Consider the following 14,050-nt stretch of genomic DNA (forward strand, 5'->3'; position numbering starts at 1 on the left):
AATTCTGTTACCGGACGGCCTTTCGGTAGCTATTCAGCGCCCGGAAAAGCGTGCTATTCTTGCGCCCTGAAAGTGTCATTTTCGGATTTCCACTATCCTCACCGTATCGCAAAGCATATGCAGCCTTTAATGTTGTCGCGGAAAAATGTTTCCGCCATTGTGTTCGCTGTCTGGTTTTTACTCGGTAGCTGTTTTCATCAGGCATGGGCCGCTGCGCAGGTCTCCGGCGATATTCCCGCCCGGGCGGATGTGCAGAGTCAACTGGATGCGCTGAATAAGCAAAAAAACCTCTCCGCGCTCGACAAACTTCAGCAACAGGATTTGATTCAAACCCTGGAAACCCTTGATAAAATTGAGCGCGTGAAGCAGGAAAGCGCCCAGTTGCGCGAGCAGGTGGCCGAGGCGCCGGAAAAACTGCGCCAGGCGACTCAGGCGTTGAGCGATCTGAGTAATCCGGAAAACGACGCCGACGCCCGGAAGAAACTGGACGCCCTCTCGTTACGCCAACTGGAAGCGCGGCTCTCCACGACGCTGGACGATTTGCAGAATGCCCAGAACGATCTGGCGACCTGGAACAGTCAACTGGTTTCGCTACAAACCCAGCCGGAGCGGGTGCAGAATGCTATGTACAACGCCTCCCAGCAATTGCAGCAGATCCGCAATCGTCTGAACGGCATCGCGCCGGGAGAAGCGGCTCTGCGCCCGTCGCAGCAGACGCTGTTACTGGTACAGCAGGCATTGCTGAATGCGCAGATCGATCAGCAGCGCAAGAGCCTGGAAGGGAATACTCTGTTGCAGGATACCCTGCAAAAACAGCGTGATTATACCAGCGAATACATTAACCGGCTGGAGCACCAGTTGCAGTTGCTACAACTGGCGGTCAACAGTAAGCGTTTGACTCTCACGGAAAAGACCGCACAGGAAGCGGTGACGCCGGACGAGGCCAGCAATATCCAGAATAATCCGCTGGTTAAACAGGAGCTGGAACTTAATCACCAGCTCAGCCAGCGGCTGATCAAAGCCACCCAGAGCGGCAACGAGCTGGTGCAGCAGAACATTAAGGTAAAAAACTGGCTCGATCGGGCGCTCCAGTCTGAACGTAATCTGAAAGAGCAGATTTCGGTACTGAAGGGGAGTCTGCTGCTGTCGCGTATTCTTTATCAACAGCAGCAAACCTTACCCTCTGCCGATGAGCTGGGGGACATGACCAACCGCATCGCCGACCTGCGCCTTGAACAGTTTGATGTGAATCAGCAACGGGATACGCTGTTCCAGAATGACAGCTATGTCGCGGCGCTGGAGCAGGGGCATGAAAGCGATGTCAGCCCCGATGCGCATGACGCGCTGTTGCAGGTGATCGATATGCGCCGGGAACTGCTGGATCAACTCAATAAACAGCTGGGCAATCAACTGATGATGGCCATTAACCTGCAGATCAATCAGCAGCAGTTAATCAGCGTCAGTAAAAATCTCCAGCAGATGCTCACTCAGCAAATTTTCTGGGTCAACAGCAATAAGCCAATGAACTGGGCGTGGTTTAAATCCTTCCCGGAAGCCCTGCATGAGCAGATGAAGTCGATGAAAATCACCGCGACCTGGGACAAAGCGCTGTCGGCCGGTTTTCTGGCGTTTCTGGGCGGGCTGCCGTTGTTGCTTATCGCCGGGGTGATTCGCTGGCGTTTCCGCTGGATGGATCGCTATCTCGATAAGCTGGCGACGGATGTCGGTCAATTACGCCATGACAGCCAACTGCACACGCCAAAAGCGATCTTCATCAACCTGCTTAAGGCGCTGCCGGTCTGCCTGACGATTCTGGCGATCGGGCTGATTCTGTTGTTTATGCAGTTTAATGTCAGCGATCTGCTGTGGAGTTTCAGTAAACAACTGGCGGTGTTCTGGCTTATTTTTGGCCTGTGCTGGCGCATTCTGGATAAAGGCGGCGTGGCGGTACGCCACTTCAATATGCCGGCGGATCAGACCAGCCACTGGCGACGCCAGATTGTGCGTATCAGCCTGGCGCTACTGCCGCTGCTGTTCTGGACTGTGATTGGCGAACTTTCCCCTCTGCATCTGATGGATGATGTGCTGGGGCAGTTCATGATTTTCCTCAATCTGCTGGTGATTGCCGCTCTGGTATGGCCGATGTGCCGTGACGCCTGGCGCGATAAAGAGTCCCATACCATCCGGCTGGTGACCATCACGATTCTCTCGCTGGTACCCATTGCGCTACTGGTGCTGACTGCCACAGGGTATTTTTATACCACCCTGAGGCTGGCGGCGCGCTGGATTGATACTGTCTACCTGGTCATTGTCTGGAACCTGCTGTACCACACGGTGCTGCGCGGCCTGAGCGTCGCGGCGCGGCGTATCGCTTACCGGCGTGCGCTGGCCCGGCGCCAGAACATGGTGAAAGAAGGGGCGGAAGGCGGCGAGCCGGTGGAAGAGCCGCCGCTGGGTCTGGAGCAGATTAACCAGCAGACGCTGCGTATCACCATGCTGGCGATGTTCGCTCTGTTCGGCGTGATGTTCTGGGCGATCTGGTCGGATTTAATCACCGTCTTCTCTTATCTCGACAGTATTATCCTGTGGCATTACAACGGTTCTGAAGCCGGCGCCGCAGTGGTCAGGAATGTCACCATGGGGAGTCTGTTGTTCGCGCTGGTGGCGTTTATGGTGGCCTGGGCGCTGATCCGCAACCTGCCGGGGCTGCTGGAGGTGCTGGTGCTTTCGCGGCTTAAAATGCGCCAGGGCGCTTCTTACGCCATCACCACGATTCTTAACTATGTGATTATCGCCGCCGGGGCGATGACGGTGTTTGGGTCGCTGGGCGTTTCGTGGGACAAGTTGCAGTGGCTGGCGGCGGCGTTGTCAGTGGGCCTCGGGTTTGGCCTGCAGGAGATCTTCGGTAACTTTGTATCCGGCCTGATCATTCTGTTTGAACGTCCGGTGCGCATCGGCGATACGGTCACTATCGGCACCTATTCCGGCACGGTGAGCAAGATACGTATTCGCGCCACGACGATTACCGACTTCGATCGCAAAGAGGTGATCATTCCCAATAAAGCCTTCGTTACCGAACGGCTGATCAACTGGTCGCTGTCTGATACGGTCACGCGTATTGTGATCCAGCTCGGCGTGGCCTACGGATCCGATCTCGATAAGGTGAAGGCGATTCTGTTGCAGGCGGCGACCGAGCACCCGAAAGTGATGCGCGATCCGGAACCCAGCGTGTTCTTCACCACCTTCGGGGCCAGTACTCTGGATCATGAGCTGCGACTGTACGTGCGCGAACTGCGCGATCGCAGCTCCACGGTGGATGAGCTGAACCGGGCCATTGATCGCCTGTGCCGGGAAAATAACATCGACATCGCCTTCAACCAATTGGAAGTGCATCTGCATAACGCTAAAGGCGACGAACACACTGAAGTGAAACGCGATATGCAGCGTGGCGACGATACGCCGCCGCCGGTCAGCGCCTGAGGTTGCGCTCCTGTTCCTGCTTACGTAAAAAATCCCGACGGACTATCTCCAGCGCGGCAAGCGCGGTTTCCGTCGGGATCTCATGCTCTTCAAGCAGCATGATCAGGTCGACCGCCAGTTTCACTTCGTCGGGAGCCTGTTCCAGTGACATTCTGTTGTTCCTTTATCTGTCCTTAGCGAATTTGTCGGTTCAGCCGGCGTTGAATGCGCTCCAGCGCTGCCCGGCAGCGCCGTAACCGGCCGTGCAGGGCAGCGATTTCTTGCTGCAGGCGCTGCTGGTCCGCCAGGGTTTGAGCCTGCGGTAGCTGGCCCTGGCGCGCGCTGAGCATAGCGTTCAGCCGCTGTTCATAATCCTGGTGCTGTAATAGCTGGCGGTGGGTGACGCCCGCAGCGCGGTGGGCGCCGTCATAGCGGCGTAGATCCCGGGTGGCGACTTCGCGCTCCAGAGCGGTTATCTGGTTAACCACCCGTTCCGCCAGCCAGGCTGCGCGCTCGCTATCGCCGCTTGCGGCATAGCGGCGTAACTGCCTGACATTGTCCGCCAGTTCGGCGAGGTACTCTCCCGGCGTGTGGCCGGCGCAGCGGAATAACTGCCGGTCAAAGCGCGGCGTCAGCGTGAAATGATCGCGTAACGGCGCGAGTCGCTGGTTCAGCGCCGCCATGCGCTGGGCCAGTATGTCCAGGGGGGATGAGGATTTCACATTCTCTCCATGGATAGCCTGGTGGGCTGTGCTAGAGTAATTTGCTCAGAGTAAGGGAACGAGTCATGCAGCGCATCATTTTAATTATCATCGGCTGGCTGGCGGTCGCGCTGGCGACACTGGGCGTGGTGTTGCCGCTGCTGCCGACCACGCCATTTTTGCTGCTGGCCGCCTGGTGTTTTGCCCGTTCTTCGCCGCGTTTTCATCACTGGCTACTGTACCGCTCATGGTTCGGCAGCTATCTGCGTTACTGGCAGAAATACCGCGCTATGCCGCCAGGCGCTAAGCCCAAAGCGATTGCGGTGATCGTGGTGACCTTTGCCGTTTCTCTGTATCTGGTGGATCTGCTGTGGGTGCGAGTCCTGTTATTGACGATCCTCAGCGGACTGCTGATTTTTATGTGGCGCATTCCGGTGGTTGATGAAAAACAACAAAAACCTTAAAACGGCATTTAGTATGGTTGCATTTATCGGCTACAGTCAGTAAATTCGGGCGTTTTCGAGCGCAGGTCCTGCGGGCGACGAGCGGATTCGCTTTGCCGGCAGGTCTTTTTTACCACCTGCGAGTAATACCGTTTTTATCAGGCATCTACTTATGACCGCAACTGCGCAGCAGCTTGAATTTATCAAGAATAGCATTAAGAGCATCCCGGATTATCCGAAGCCGGGCATCCTGTTCCGCGACGTGACCAGTCTGCTGGAAGATCCGCAAGCCTACGCCCTCAGCATTCGGTTACTGGCGGAGCGTTATCAGGATGCCGGTATCACGAAAGTGATCGGGACCGAAGCGCGCGGTTTCCTGTTTGGCGCCCCGGTGGCGCTGGCGTTGGGCGTTGGCTTTGTGCCGGTGCGTAAACCGCGCAAACTTCCCCGCGAGACAATTGCCGAAAGCTACGAGCTGGAATACGGCACCGACCAACTGGAAATCCATGTCGATGCGATTGCGCCGGGCGACAAAGTGCTGGTGGTCGACGATCTGCTGGCTACCGGCGGCACCATTGAAGCCACTGTGAAGCTGATCCGTCGCCTGGGCGGCGAAGTTCAGGACGCGGCGTTTATTATCAATCTGCCCGATCTCGGCGGCGAGCGCCGTCTGGAACAACAGGGCATTCACAGCTATAGCCTGGTGTCGTTCGCTGGCCATTAACGGCCTCCCGGCGACGGGATCGCTATTGCGTGAAGTACAGCCTCGCCCATCGGGTGGGGCTGTGTTAGCATTACAACCTCTGATTTTTCCCGCGATGTTGAGCCTATCCTTTATGAGCTACCAGGTCCTGGCCCGCAAGTGGCGTCCACAAACGTTTGCCGATGTTGTCGGACAGGAACATGTCCTGACTGCGCTGGCGAATGGCCTGACGCTGGGCAGAATCCATCATGCTTACCTTTTTTCCGGTACCCGTGGGGTCGGAAAAACGTCCATTGCCCGCCTGCTGGCCAAAGGGCTGAACTGTGAAACCGGCATTACCGCCACTCCCTGCGGCGTGTGCGATAACTGTCGGGAAATTGAACAGGGGCGCTTTGTCGATCTTATTGAAATCGATGCCGCATCGCGCACTAAAGTGGAAGATACCCGCGAACTGCTGGACAACGTGCAGTACGCGCCGGCCCGGGGTCGCTTCAAAGTCTACCTGATCGACGAAGTGCATATGCTGTCGCGGCACAGTTTCAACGCGCTGTTAAAGACGCTGGAAGAGCCGCCGGCCCACGTCAAGTTCCTGCTGGCGACCACCGATCCGCAAAAGCTGCCGGTAACGATCCTGTCCCGCTGCCTGCAATTTCATCTCAAAGCGCTGGACAGCGGTCAGATTCGCCACCAACTTGAGCATGTTCTGAGCGCCGAACAGATAGCCTTTGAGCCGCGGGCATTGCAACTGCTGGCCCGGGCTGCCGATGGTAGTCTGCGCGATGCTCTGAGCCTCACCGACCAGGCGATCGCCAGCGGCGACGGTCAGGTGAGCGCCGCCGCGGTCAGCGCGATGCTGGGCACCCTCGACGACGATCAGGCGCTATCGCTGGTCGAAGCCACGGTGCAGGGCGATGGGCAGCGGGTCATGTCGCTGGTCAATGAGGCGGCTGCCCGCGGCGTGGACTGGGAAGCGCTGCTGGTGGAGATGCTCGGGCTGCTGCACCGGGTGGCGATGGTGCAATTATCGCCTGCCGCGCTGGGGGATGAAGAGTCTGCCGGGGTGGAGCAGCGCCTGCGTGAACTGGCGCGCACGGTTCCCCCGGGAGATGTGCAGCTCTACTATCAGACCCTGCTGATTGGCCGTAAAGAACTGCCCTGGGCGCCGGAGCGGCGGATGGGCATTGAGATGACGCTACTGCGGGCGCTGGCTTTCCATCCCGCCAGCCCGATCGCCGAGCCGGAGGCGCCGCGTCCGGCGGCGATACCGGTCATCAATCCGCCGCCGGTTGCGCCGCCCGGCGCGCCGCCGCCGCAAAGCGCAGCGCCGCTGCCGGATGCCACCAGCCAGGTACTCCAGGCGCGTAGTCAGCTACAGCGCCAGCAGGGAGTAACCCGGCCAAAAAAGAATGAACCGGCAGCGCAGAGTCACTCCGCGCGGCCGGTAAATAACGCCGCGCTGGAACGTCTGGCTTCTATTACCGACAGGGTTCAGGCTCGCCCGGCGCCCTCGGCGCTGGAAAACGCGCCGGCAAAGAAAGAAGCCTATCGCTGGAAAGCGCAGAATCCGCAACCGGTCGCCGTGGAGCCGGTCGCCACGCCGAAAGCCCTGCGCACCGCGCTGGAACATGAAAAGACGCCGGAACTGGCGGCAAAGCTGGCGGAAGAATCGCTGGCGCGGGATGAGTGGGCGGCGGAAATCGACAGGCTGAAAGTGCCCAAACTGGTGCAGCAACTGGCGCTCAACGCCTGGAAAGAAGAGCAGGGGGCGGGCAAAGTATGCCTGCATCTGCGTCCTTCCCAGCGCCACCTGAATTCGCCGACGGCGCAAAAGGCGCTGGCCGACGCAATGTCTGAACTCTGCGGTTCCCCGGTTGAACTCGTGGTCGTTGAAGATGATAATCGTGCGATTCTGACGCCGCTGGAATGGCGCCAGGCTATCTACGAAGAGAAGCTGGCCCAGGCGCGGGAATCGATTATGACGGATAATAACATTCAGACCCTGCGTCGCTTCTTTGATGCTGAGCTGGATGAAGACAGTATCCGACCCGTTTGATATACGGCAGCGCCGTATATCTCCACCCAATAGCCGCTAAACGCATAGCGCGATGGCGCGGCCCGAGCAAAGAGAGAAGAGTATGTTTGGTAAAGGCGGTCTGGGCAATCTGATGAAGCAGGCCCAGCAGATGCAGGAAAAAATGCAGCAAATGCAGGAAGAAATCGCCAGCATGGAAGTGACCGGCGAATCCGGCGCGGGCCTGGTAAAGGTGACCATTAACGGCGCCCATAACTGCCGCCGCGTGGAGATTGACCCGAGCCTGCTCGAAGATGACAAAGAGATGCTCGAAGACCTGGTCGCCGCCGCGTTTAATGACGCAGCCCGCCGTATCGAAGAGGCGCAGAAAGAAAAAATGTCCTCTGTCTCCTCCGGTATGCAACTGCCTCCGGGCTTTAAGATGCCGTTCTGATGCAAACCAGTCCCCTGCTCACGCAGTTAATGGAAGCCCTGCGCTGCCTGCCGGGCGTGGGGCCGAAATCGGCCCAGCGCATGGCGTTCAGCCTGTTGCAGCGCGATCGCAGCGGCGGTATGCGTCTGGCGCAGGCGCTGACCCGGGCGATGTCGGAAATTGGCCACTGCGCCGATTGCCGTACATTTACCGAGCAAGAGGTGTGTAATATCTGCGCCAACCCGCGCCGTCAGGAAAATGGCCTGATTTGCGTGGTGGAAAGCCCGGCGGATATTCACGCCATTGAGCAGACCGGTCAGTTTTCCGGCCGTTATTTTGTGCTGATGGGCCACCTGTCGCCGCTCGACGGCATCGGGCCGGCGGATATCGGCCTCGATCGTCTGGAACAGCGCCTGGAAAGCGAAGCGCTGAAAGAGGTTATCCTCGCCACCAACCCGACAGTGGAAGGGGAGGCGACGGCGAACTATATCGCTGAATTGTGCGCCCAGTACGGCGTGGAAGCGAGCCGGATTGCCCACGGCGTGCCGGTAGGCGGCGAGCTGGAGATGGTTGACGGCACCACGCTGTCCCATTCGCTGATTGGCCGCCACAAGATTACTTTTTAATCATTCGGGGCGGCATTCTTTGCCCCCCGCTTGAATTTTTCCCCCGATATCCCCATCTCCCCCTCAACGCTTTTTTAAAACCGTCTGTAATGCCCGAACGCGTCGGGAAAACCGAACGACAGGGCGATAGCCTGTATATTGTTGAGGTATCACAACCATGAAAGGACAAGAGACTCGTGGCTTTCAGTCAGAGGTCAAACAGCTTCTGCACCTGATGATCCATTCTCTTTATTCAAATAAAGAAATTTTCCTGCGTGAGCTGATCTCCAATGCCTCTGACGCGGCGGACAAACTGCGTTTTCGCGCGCTCTCTAATCCGGATCTGTATGAAGGGGACGGCGAGCTGCGGGTGCGCGTCTCTTTTGATAAAGACAAGCGTACTCTGACGATCGCCGATAACGGCATCGGGATGACCCGCGACGATGTCATCGACCATCTCGGGACCATTGCCAAATCCGGTACCAAAGCGTTTCTGGAATCTATGGGCTCCGATCAGGCGAAAGACAGCCAGCTGATTGGTCAGTTCGGCGTCGGGTTCTACTCGGCGTTTATCGTGGCGGATAAAGTCACAGTACGTACCCGGGCCGCCGGCGTCAGCGCCGATGAGGGGGTGTTCTGGGAATCCGCCGGCGAAGGCGAATATACCGTTGGCGATATCCAGAAAGCCGATCGCGGTACCGAAATCACGCTGCACCTGCGCGACGGGGAAGATGAATTCCTCGATGACTGGCGCGTGCGTTCCATCATCAGCAAATATTCCGATCACATTGCGCTGCCGGTGGAAATTGAAAAACGCGAAGAGCAGGATGGCGAAACCGTTCTTTCCTGGGAGAAGATCAACAAAGCCCAGGCGCTGTGGACCCGCAGCAAATCGGAAATCAGCGACGACGAATACCAGGAGTTCTACAAGCATATCGCTCACGACTTTAGCGATCCGCTCTCCTGGAGCCATAACCGGGTAGAGGGCAAGCAGGAATATACCAGTCTGCTGTACATTCCTTCTCAGGCGCCGTGGGACATGTGGAACCGCGACCATAAGCACGGCCTGAAACTGTACGTTCAGCGGGTGTTTATCATGGACGACGCCGAGCAGTTTATGCCCAACTATCTGCGCTTCGTCCGCGGCCTGATTGACTCTAACGATCTGCCGCTTAACGTATCCCGCGAAATCCTTCAGGACAGCAACGTCACGCGTAACCTGCGTAGCGCCCTGACGAAGCGCGTACTGCAGATGCTGAATAAGCTGGCTAAAGATGATGCGCAGAAATATCAGACCTTCTGGAAACAGTTCGGTCTGGTGCTCAAGGAGGGGCCGGCGGAAGATCACAGCAACCAGCAGGAAATCGCTAAGCTGCTGCGCTTTGCCTCTACCCACACAGATTCCTCCGAGCAGACCGTATCGCTGGAAGAGTATGTGGCGCGCATGAAGGAAGGCCAGGAGAAGATTTACTACATCACCGCCGACAGTTACGCCGCCGCCAAAAGCAGCCCGCACCTCGAGCTGCTGCGTAAGAAAGGTATTGAAGTGCTGCTGCTTTCCGAGCGCATCGACGAATGGATGATGAGCTACCTGACGGAATTCGACGGTAAGGCTTTCCAGTCAGTATCGAAAGCCGATGCGTCGCTGGACAAGCTGGCCGATGAAGTCGATGAGAGCGCCAGAGAAGCTGAAAAAGCGCTGGAGCCGTTCGTTGAGCGTGTCAAAACTCTGCTCGGCGAACGAGTGAAAGAGGTGCGCTTTACTCACCGTCTGACCGATACCCCGGCCATTGTCACCACCGACAATGACGAGATGAGCACGCAGATGGCGAAACTGTTTGCCGCTGCGGGCCAGGCGGTACCGGAAGTGAAGTATATCTTTGAGCTTAACCCGGACCACCCGCTGGTGAAACGCGCGGCGGATACCGCGGATGACGCCCGCTTTGGCGAATGGGTTGAGCTGTTGCTCGATCAGGCGCTGTTGGCGGAACGCGGTACCCTGGAAGATCCGAACCTGTTTATCAAACGGGTGAATGATTTACTGATGGCGTAGGGCTGTCAGAGTGATGAGCGGCCTGCGGGCCGCTTCAGACTGCTGACAAAGGAGGAAAAAACGTGGTTTTTCCTCCTTTGTGGTTATCAGCCGAAAATCAATAAATTGATTTTCCTTGTTTTTTATCTGGTGGTGGCGGTAAGTTCGACACTGAATTGACGTCTGTCACCCATCCTGAGCGGCCTGCGGGCCGCTTTTTTATGGCAAGTGCGTATTTTTGCGTCAGGGGTGCATGATTACCACTAACAATATTGCTGGCGTTGAACGTTTCAGCGCGGGGAAGTGCCTTGAGCAGCCTCGTCGGTAGTGGTATCGTTGAGCACTTTTTGAATTTTAAAACGACATTTTGAGGGGATTTTCGTAATGCGTATTATTCTGCTTGGCGCTCCGGGCGCGGGTAAAGGAACTCAGGCTCAGTTCATCATGGAGAAATACGGTATTCCGCAAATCTCCACCGGCGATATGCTGCGCGCGGCGGTGAAATCCGGTTCTGAGCTGGGCAAAAAAGCCAAAGATATCATGGACGCCGGCAAGCTGGTGACCGATGAGCTGGTGATTGCTCTGGTGAAAGAGCGTATTGCCCAGCCAGATTGTCGTAACGGTTTTCTGCTCGACGGTTTTCCGCGCACCATTCCGCAGGCAGATGCTATGAAAGAAGCCGGAATTAACGTCGATTTTGTGCTGGAATTTGACGTGCCGGACGAACTGATTGTCGATCGTATCGTGGGCCGCCGCGTTCATGCGCCTTCCGGCCGCGTTTATCATGTCAAATTTAATCCGCCGAAAGTGGAAGGCAAAGACGATGTGACCGGCGAAGAGCTGACCACCCGTAAAGACGACCAGGAAGAGACCGTCCGTAAGCGCCTGGTGGAATACCATCAGATGACGGCGCCGCTGATTGGTTATTACAGTAAAGAAGCCGCGGCGGGCAACACGCAATATGCCAAAGTTGACGGGACCAAAGCCGTCAGTGAAGTACGCGCTGAACTGGAAAAAATCCTCGGCTAATCGTACCTTGCTACCTCACTCACCCGCTGCGCGGCGGGTGAGATTCACCTCTTGCATCAATTGATTCTTCTGATCCCCTTTTCAGCTATAATTATCAGCCAGTTAACAGATAAGAGGCGGTAATGCGTCAGACGAAGACCGGTATTTTGCTTGCAAACCTCGGAACCCCCGACGCGCCCACTCCGGCAGCGGTGAAGCGTTACCTGCGCCAGTTTTTAAGCGATCGGCGGGTGGTCGATACCTCGCGGCTTTTGTGGTGGCCGCTGTTGCGTGGGGTGATTCTACCTCTGCGCGCGCCGCGCGTGGCAAAGCTCTATCAGTCCATCTGGATGGAAGAGGGCTCGCCGCTGATGGTGTATAGCCGACAGCAGCAGCAGGCGCTGGCGCAGCGTCTGCCGCAGACGCCGGTCGCGCTCGGAATGAGCTATGGCTCGCCGTCGCTGGCCAGCGCGGTGGAAGAGTTGCTGGCGCAGGATGTCGATCATATCGTGGTGCTGCCGCTCTACCCGCAGTATTCCTGTTCGACAGTGGCCGCCGTGTGGGATGAGCTCTCGCGTATCCTGGCGCATAAACGCCGTATTCCGGGCATCTCCTTTATTCGCGATTATGCGGACGACCATGCTTACATCGCCGCGCTGGCCGGCAGCGTCCGGGACGCCTTCGCCATCCACGGTGAACCTGATTTGCTGTTGCTGTCATACCACGGCATTCCGCAGCGCTATGCCAGCGAAGGCGACGACTACCCGCAGCGCTGTCGCGATACGACCCGGGAGCTGGTGAGCGCCCTTGGGCTGGCTCACGACAAAGTGATGATGACTTTCCAGTCGCGCTTTGGCCGCGAACCGTGGCTGATGCCTTACACCGACGAAACCCTGAAGATGCTGGCGGAAAAGGGCGTTAAACATATTCAGGTGATGTGTCCGGGATTTGCCGCCGACTGTCTGGAAACCCTTGAAGAGATTGCGGTACAGAACCGGGAGATCTTCCTCGAGGCTGGCGGCGAGAAATATGAGTATATTCCGGCGCTTAATGCGGCACCGCAGCATATTGAGATGATGGTGAATCTGAGCCGCCCGTATCTGTAAAACTCGCGCCATTGCGCCTCTGCCTGCTCATGGCGGGCGGGCCATGGCGCCGGCGTGAGTTGGCCTGATTTGACGCGGTTCAGGCAGCGGCGCGCCGGATATGCTACTATTTTGCGCCTGTCCACCGCTGACTAATCGCAGATCATGAAATTTCCCGGTAAACGCAAATCGAAACACTATTTCCCCGTTAATGCCCGCGATCCGCTGCTGCGGCAAATGCAGCCGGAAAATGAAACCAGCCCCTGCTGGGTGGTCGGCATTGATCAGACGCTGGTCGATATTGAGGCGCAGGTGGACGATGCGTTTGTCGCGCGCTACGGTCTGAGCAGCGGGCATTCGCTGGTGATCGACGATGATGTGGCGGAGGCGCTGTACCAGGAACTGGCGCGGGAAAACCTGATTACCCACCAGTTCGCCGGCGGAACTATCGGCAACACCATGCACAATTATTCGGTGCTGGCCGACGATCGTTCCGTTCTGCTGGGCGTGATGTGCCGCAACATCGAAATTGGCGGCTACGCCTACCGTTACCTGTGCAATACCTCCAGCCGCACCGATCTTAACTATCTACAGGGCGTCGAGGGACCGATTGGCCGCTGTTTCACACTGATTAGCGACAGCGGTGAACGTACCTTCGCCATCAGCCCCGGTCATATGAATCAACTGCGCCCGGAGAGTATCCCGGAGTCGGTTATCGCCGGCGCCTCCGCGCTGGTGCTGACTTCGTATCTGGTGCGCTGTAAGCCTGGCGAACCCATGCGCGATGCCACGATGCAGGCCGTTGAGTATGCCCAGCGGCACAATGTCCCGGTGGTGCTGACGCTGGGAACCAAATATGTGATTGCCGATAACCCGCAATGGTGGCAGGCATTCCTGAAAGAGCATGTCTCGATTCTGGCAATGAACGAGGAAGAAGCCGCGGCGCTGACCGGGGAAACCTGCCCGCTGCTGGCGGCGGATAAAGCTCTCGACTGGGTGGACCTGGTATTGTGCACCGCCGGCCCGGCAGGGCTGTATATGGCCGGGTTTACCGAAGAGCAGGCGAAGCGTAAAACCCAGCATCAGCTGTTGCCCGGCGCGATCCCCGAATTTAACCAGTTTGAATTCAGCCGCGCGCTGCGTCAGAAAGACTGCCTCCAGCCGCGGCGTATTTATTCCCATATTGCGCCATACATGGGCGGCCCGGAAAAGATTATGAATACCAACGGCGCCGGGGATGGCGCGCTGGCGGCGCTACTGCACGATATTACCGCCAATAATTTCCACCGCAGTAATGTACCCGGCTCCAGCAAGCATCAATATCCGTGGCTGACCTATTCGTCGCTGGCGCAGATCTGTAAATATGCCAACCGGGTTAGCTATCAGGTGCTGAACCAGCACTCCCCGCGCCTGACGCGCGGCTTGCCGGAACGGGAAGATAGTCTGGAAGAGGCTTACTGGGATCGCTGAGACGGGATGCTCTGTAAAATAAAAAGCCGGCATTTTGCCGGCTTCAGAGTGCAGACAACGGCGGAAAACCGTGGTCTTTCCTGCTTTGCGGTTATCAGCT

12 protein-coding genes and 1 other annotated feature are annotated in these 14,050 nt (G+C 57.4%); of the genes, 10 read left to right on the plus strand and 2 right to left on the minus strand.

The window, feature by feature from the left end; genetic code table 11:
- Nucleotides 1-117: 117 nt before the first annotated feature.
- Entirely contained in the window at nt 118-3,480 is a 3,363-nt protein-coding gene (gene mscK / locus AQ981_RS09925; RefSeq protein WP_058911652.1) for a mechanosensitive channel MscK, read from the plus strand.
- Here the strand turns inward: mscK and rsmS are convergent.
- Nucleotides 3,470-3,631 carry a pleiotropic regulatory protein RsmS gene (gene rsmS / locus AQ981_RS25905; protein ID WP_071608855.1) on the minus strand — a complete coding sequence of 54 codons (162 nt, stop codon included), beginning with the start codon at nt 3,629-3,631 and terminating at the stop codon, nt 3,470-3,472. The genes mscK and rsmS overlap by 11 nt on opposite strands.
- A gap of 22 nt (nt 3,632-3,653) precedes the next feature.
- Entirely contained in the window at nt 3,654-4,181 is a 528-nt protein-coding gene (gene priC, locus AQ981_RS09930; RefSeq protein WP_058911583.1) for a primosomal replication protein PriC, read from the minus strand.
- Between the two features lie 65 nt (nt 4,182-4,246).
- Here priC and AQ981_RS09935 point away from each other — a divergent pair, with 65 nt between their 5' ends.
- The 9 genes from AQ981_RS09935 (at nt 4,247) to AQ981_RS09975 (ending at nt 13,950) form a co-directional block, all read left to right on the plus strand.
- Nucleotides 4,247-4,624, plus strand: coding sequence for a DUF454 family protein (locus AQ981_RS09935; RefSeq protein ID WP_058911584.1), 378 nt, complete (start codon nt 4,247-4,249; stop codon nt 4,622-4,624).
- A gap of 151 nt (nt 4,625-4,775) precedes the next feature.
- Nucleotides 4,776-5,327 carry an adenine phosphoribosyltransferase gene (gene apt, locus AQ981_RS09940; protein ID WP_058911585.1) on the plus strand — a complete coding sequence of 184 codons (552 nt, stop codon included), beginning with the start codon at nt 4,776-4,778 and terminating at the stop codon, nt 5,325-5,327.
- A 112-nt stretch (nt 5,328-5,439) separates the two neighbouring features.
- Nucleotides 5,440-7,359: a DNA polymerase III subunit gamma/tau gene (gene dnaX, locus AQ981_RS09945; protein ID WP_058911586.1), complete on the plus strand. Its 1,920-nt coding sequence runs from the start codon at nt 5,440-5,442 to the stop codon at nt 7,357-7,359.
- Nucleotides 6,686-6,753 (plus strand) — a sequence feature (DnaX frameshifting element). It overlaps the preceding gene by 68 nt.
- Before the next feature lie 82 nt (nt 7,360-7,441).
- Entirely contained in the window at nt 7,442-7,771 is a 330-nt protein-coding gene (locus AQ981_RS09950; protein WP_058911587.1) for a YbaB/EbfC family nucleoid-associated protein, read from the plus strand.
- On the plus strand, nt 7,771-8,376 hold the full coding sequence (gene recR, locus AQ981_RS09955; protein ID WP_058911588.1) for a recombination mediator RecR: 606 nt from the start codon (nt 7,771-7,773) through the stop codon (nt 8,374-8,376). The genes AQ981_RS09950 and recR overlap by 1 nt, the downstream gene beginning before the upstream one ends.
- Before the next feature lie 157 nt (nt 8,377-8,533).
- Nucleotides 8,534-10,408 (plus strand): molecular chaperone HtpG, encoded by a 1,875-nt coding sequence (htpG, locus tag AQ981_RS09960; RefSeq protein WP_058911589.1) that lies wholly within the window; start codon nt 8,534-8,536, stop codon nt 10,406-10,408.
- Between the two features lie 363 nt (nt 10,409-10,771).
- Nucleotides 10,772-11,416, plus strand: coding sequence for an adenylate kinase (gene adk, locus AQ981_RS09965; RefSeq protein ID WP_058911590.1), 645 nt, complete (start codon nt 10,772-10,774; stop codon nt 11,414-11,416).
- A 122-nt stretch (nt 11,417-11,538) separates the two neighbouring features.
- On the plus strand, nt 11,539-12,501 hold the full coding sequence (hemH, locus tag AQ981_RS09970; RefSeq protein WP_058911591.1) for a ferrochelatase: 963 nt from the start codon (nt 11,539-11,541) through the stop codon (nt 12,499-12,501).
- Between the two features lie 144 nt (nt 12,502-12,645).
- Nucleotides 12,646-13,950, plus strand: a complete 1,305-nt coding sequence (locus AQ981_RS09975; protein WP_058911592.1) for an inosine/guanosine kinase — start codon at nt 12,646-12,648, stop codon at nt 13,948-13,950.
- Nucleotides 13,951-14,050 lie beyond the last annotated feature (100 nt).

This window comes from Entomohabitans teleogrylli (assembly GCF_001484765.1).
Taxonomy (GTDB): domain Bacteria; phylum Pseudomonadota; class Gammaproteobacteria; order Enterobacterales; family Enterobacteriaceae; genus Entomohabitans; species Entomohabitans teleogrylli.

Coding starts and splice junctions, on each gene's coding strand:
- mscK (WP_058911652.1), top strand. CDS start 118: ATGCAGCCTTTAATGTTGTCGCGGAAAAATGTTTCCGCCATTGTGTTC.
- rsmS (WP_071608855.1), bottom strand. CDS start 3,631: ATGTCACTGGAACAGGCTCCCGACGAAGTGAAACTGGCGGTCGACCTG.
- AQ981_RS09935 (WP_058911584.1), top strand. CDS start 4,247: ATGCAGCGCATCATTTTAATTATCATCGGCTGGCTGGCGGTCGCGCTG.
- apt (WP_058911585.1), top strand. CDS start 4,776: ATGACCGCAACTGCGCAGCAGCTTGAATTTATCAAGAATAGCATTAAG.
- dnaX (WP_058911586.1), top strand. CDS start 5,440: ATGAGCTACCAGGTCCTGGCCCGCAAGTGGCGTCCACAAACGTTTGCC.
- AQ981_RS09950 (WP_058911587.1), top strand. CDS start 7,442: ATGTTTGGTAAAGGCGGTCTGGGCAATCTGATGAAGCAGGCCCAGCAG.
- recR (WP_058911588.1), top strand. CDS start 7,771: ATGCAAACCAGTCCCCTGCTCACGCAGTTAATGGAAGCCCTGCGCTGC.
- htpG (WP_058911589.1), top strand. CDS start 8,534: ATGAAAGGACAAGAGACTCGTGGCTTTCAGTCAGAGGTCAAACAGCTT.
- adk (WP_058911590.1), top strand. CDS start 10,772: ATGCGTATTATTCTGCTTGGCGCTCCGGGCGCGGGTAAAGGAACTCAG.
- hemH (WP_058911591.1), top strand. CDS start 11,539: ATGCGTCAGACGAAGACCGGTATTTTGCTTGCAAACCTCGGAACCCCC.
- AQ981_RS09975 (WP_058911592.1), top strand. CDS start 12,646: ATGAAATTTCCCGGTAAACGCAAATCGAAACACTATTTCCCCGTTAAT.